Raw genomic sequence first — 3407 nt, forward strand, 5'->3', positions numbered from 1 at the left:
GACGGTACTTTAACAACAGCTATGTTTAAGCATATCTTCAAATCCTATTTTTTCATAACTGATTCAGGATTGCTATATATCTCAAATAGAGTATGGATTTACCTTTGGAGTTGGGCAAAGCGTAGACATTCCAACAAAAACTCAAAATGGGTACGGAAACGTTACTTCAAGACCATAAATGGAGTTAAATGGACGTTTGCTTGTTCTATAAGCAGTCGCCAAGGAGCAGATAAAAACGTTTTTATCTATCCAATAGCTTACACGCCTATTGAACGCCACATAAAGGTTAAAGGAGAAGCAAGTCCAGACGATCCTTCACTCAGAGAATACTGGGACAAGAGAAACCAAAAAATGGGGAAATCCTACTGGGCTAAAGGTAGTAACAACTATCTCATAGCACAAAACCAAAAGTGGAAATGTCCGATTTGCGGGGAAGCCCTACTCAATGATGAAGAAATCGAAACCCATCACATAGTACCTGTTGCTCAAAGTGGCTTAAACGACATAAGTAACCTTCAGCATTTGCACATCCCGTGTCACAAACAGGTACATATCAAAACCAAGTTTTCTAGTTTGAAGTAAGGCTTGAGCCGTGTGAGTGCGAAAGTCTCAAGCACGGTTCTTAGGGGAGGGGAGAGCGGTGACGCTCGAACCTTACCCGACTGAGTCAAGGTTCAAAGAACACACGTTTTGGAGCAGAGAATGGTTAGGCACGCGCGACCTGAAATGGTCGTTTAGTACGGGAACCCAATTCCCTAGCGGTTTCACACCCGCTACCCTCACGTAAAAGACTTCACTTGAAGTCTGGTCACGCCCAAGTAGGTAACGAAAAAGGCGGAGTGCAGACCACGAAAGTAACCGAAGCCGCCAGCCTAAGACGGTCAGGAGCAAGAGGGATACTCTTAATGGTGAACGAAAGTGAACTATTGTTTAAACGGCGTCATCCATTGAAAGAGCCAAATAAGGCTGACAGGCTCTGACCAAAAGGTAAATGGATAGGATTTATAGATGTGTCTTTTATAAATCGTGTGAACACAACCTCCATCGCAGAATAGATAGCACCTAAAAAGAGAACAGAGAACTAAACGGTACAACAGGGTAAACCCCACAGAGTCTAGGAGAGGTCGAATACTTCTAGTAAGTCCGAGGTAACAGAGACTGAATTCTTTGGAGGGCAGAGGATGGGAGAAAAAGCAAATGCCAGCCTGTAACGGGTTGGATAGGGGTTCGCGCATTTGCCCCTGACCGAAAGGAAAAGCTGACTTTTCCTGGGTCTTATATGAAAGAAAACACACAAAGAAACTGAATCTGAGGACAAGTTAGATGCAGACAACGATGTCTACAAACGGACTAAAGAAACCACTAGAAGACTGGAGCCAGATTAACTGGCGTAAGGTCAACAAAGTAGTTAAGAATCTACGTCAAAGAATCTTTCATGCCAGAAAACTTGGTAATTTCCGTAAGCTAAGAAGCTTGCAGAAGTTGATGCAAAAAAATTACGCCAATTTACTATTGTCAGTTCGACGTATCACCCAAACCAACACAGGGAAATCAACGGCAGGCCTTGATAGAGAAATCTTCAATACCCCAGAAGAACGGGTGATTCTGGTAAACAACTGGGATGGGGGAAACTTCAACCAACACGACGAGTAGAAATACCTAAGCCTAACGGCAAGAAACGACCGCTCGGTATCCCAACCGTGCGTGACAGAATCGAACAGGCAATAGTAAAGAATGCACTGGAACCCGAATGGGAATCCGTTTTTGAACCCAATTCCTATGAGTTTAGACCGGGAAGAAGTTGTCAAGATGCCATAGGACAAAGTTACATAAGAACTTGCTCTGGCAGAGACACTTGGGTACTAGAAGCTGATATTAAAGGCTGTTTTGACAACTTTGACCATGAATCCATATTGAATATAGTGGGTAACTTTCCAAAGAAGGAACTCATCAAAGGATGGTTAAAAGCAGGTTTTGTTTTCCAAGTGAAATTCAACCCAACGGAAGAAGGCACACCACAAGGCGGCGTAATATCGCCCTTAATAGCTAATATTGGCTTGCATGGCTTAGAAACTTACATTAAAGCCACCAATCCAAGACTTGGTGTGGTACGTTATGCCGATGATTTTATCGTCACGGCTAGAGATAAGGAAAGTCTCGAAACAGCCCAAGACCTGATCCAAGCATGGTTGTCACAAAGAGGTCTTGAACTCAGTCCTGAGAAGACGTTAATTACGTCTATGGAAGATGGCTTCGACTTCCTCGGCTTTAATCACCGCCATGATAACGGAAAACTATTAATCAAGCCTTCCAAGAAGAAAGTCCTAGACTTCTGTAAACGGATTGGTAGAGAGGTTAGTAACCTTAATGGCGTAGAACAGGAAGTTTTAATTAAAAAGCTTAATCCAATTCTTAGAGGTTTTGCGAACTACTACAAAGGTGTAGTGAGCAAAGAAACCTTCAGCTATATCGCACATTGGGTATGGCAATACCTTTGGAGTTGGGCAAAGCGTAGACACCCCATCAAGAACACCAAATGGGTTCGGAAGCGTTACTTTAAAACCATTAAAGGCAACAGATGGACGTTCGCCTGTACTACAAATGACCGTAGAGGGAAGGAGATAGAAAAAACTCTCTACCAGATAGGGTACACGCCCATTGAACGCCACGTAAAGGTTAAAGGGGAAGCGAGTCTTGATGACCCCTTTTTGAAAGAATACTGGGATAAAAGGTTCCAAAAACTGGGGAAATCCTATTGGGCAAAAGGAAGTAATTACTACTTAGTAGCTCAAACCCAGAATTGGAAATGCCCCATCTGCGGGGAATCCCTGTTAAACGGAGAGGAGTTAGAAACTCATCATATAGTACCTGTTGTTCAGGGAGGCTTAGACGACGTAAGCAACCTTCAGCATTTGCACAAATCTTGTCATAAGCAGGTACATTCGCGCATCCAAGTTTTATAGCTTGAAGTAAGGCTTGAGCCGTGTGAGTGCGAAAGTCTCAAGCACGGTTCTTAGGGGAGGGGAGAGCGGTAACGCTCGAACCTTACCCGACAGCAACAATGCTAGTGAACTGTGGAAGAATCTACCCTGGAAGAAATTTCGGAGGGATTTATTTCGCCTGCAAAGACGAGCGTACAAAGCAGTGAATGTTGGAGACAAGCGCAGAGCTAAGTATCTACAAAAACTTATCTTGAAGTCACTGGCTGCAAGACTCTTGGCAATTCGACAAGTAACTCAGTTAAATGCTGGTAAGCTAATAGACTTTAAAAAAGTATAATATATAAAGTTGATTGGGCAAGGGGTGGAGGGGACAATGCCTGCAAAAGGATTTCCCTTTCTGGAACAGAAAGAGAGATTGCAAACGCTAATACGCGGCAATAATTGTTCAAGAATAAGAGAACACGC

3 protein-coding genes and 1 pseudogene are annotated in these 3407 nt (G+C 43.3%); all 4 read left to right on the forward strand.

Going from position 1 to position 3407, the window contains the following annotated elements; translation table 11 throughout:
* Positions 1–582 (forward strand): HNH endonuclease (locus C7B70_RS25290; RefSeq protein WP_199192570.1); only part of this gene is annotated, 582 nt, incomplete at its 5' end.
* Between the two features lie 741 nt (positions 583–1323).
* Positions 1324–1653, forward strand: coding sequence for a reverse transcriptase N-terminal domain-containing protein (locus tag C7B70_RS28155; protein WP_233221155.1), 330 nt, complete (start codon positions 1324–1326; stop codon positions 1651–1653).
* 38 nt (positions 1654–1691) lie between these two features.
* Complete coding sequence (locus C7B70_RS25295; protein ID WP_233221157.1) at positions 1692–2963, forward strand: reverse transcriptase domain-containing protein; 1272 nt, start codon at positions 1692–1694, stop codon at positions 2961–2963.
* Between the two features lie 109 nt (positions 2964–3072).
* Positions 3073–3255: pseudogene (locus C7B70_RS28160) on the forward strand (reverse transcriptase N-terminal domain-containing protein); the annotation flags it as partial.
* Positions 3256–3407: the final 152 nt, after the last annotated feature.

The organism is Chlorogloea sp. CCALA 695, assembly GCF_003003885.1.
Lineage (GTDB): Bacteria > Cyanobacteriota > Cyanobacteriia > Cyanobacteriales > Chroococcidiopsidaceae > Aliterella.